At 48.4% G+C, this 554-nt stretch carries 1 protein-coding gene; it reads right to left on the bottom strand.

The window, feature by feature from the left end:
- The coding region (locus tag M3189_RS26440; RefSeq protein WP_251639765.1) for a hypothetical protein at positions 1–311 on the bottom strand (311 nt) is incomplete at its 3' end.
- Positions 312–554: the final 243 nt, after the last annotated feature.

Genomic DNA, 554 nt, shown 5'->3' with positions numbered 1-554 from the left:
CTAGCCAACACGCCTCTAGGACCAATATATGGGTCTCTTGTCATATAGTATGAAACACCATTTACACTAACCTCACTGTCGACGATTATGAAATGCCCCCTTATATTAACTATAACCACCTGCCCTTTTGAAAGATTGGAGCTCAATTGCCCTGGCATCATCACCGTCTCAACAGTATTTTCCACGCCAGCCTTAGATATTACATTTGACAGTTCCGACGCATTAACGCCAGTCGGCCGAATTCCATTTTCGAAGCTCCCAATAACACTTTCAAGACTTACTGAATTACCTGTTCGATCTGAAATAACCATTGCTGCGCAAGCAGGACCGCATACAGGGGCCTCCCCTTGCAACACAACCGTCCCATTTGGTTGATATGGAATTTTCTTCGGGATTTATGCGGCACCACCAGCACCATCCAGCGCTCCCAAAGCCCGCCCGTCCGTAACTGCACTCGTGCGACTGGCAAGCTCCATGCTATCAAGCACATCGCGACCAACGTTGATGCCAATTTTGGCAAGACCAATTCCAGCTTTAACCGCACCGCTCACACC

Source organism: Neobacillus niacini (genome assembly GCF_023715415.1).
In the GTDB taxonomy this organism is placed as follows: Bacteria; Bacillota; Bacilli; order Bacillales; family Cytobacillaceae; genus Neobacillus; species Neobacillus niacini_C.
The sequence above is the reverse complement of the archived record's forward strand: the minus strand, read 5'-3'. Positions and strand labels throughout refer to the sequence as shown.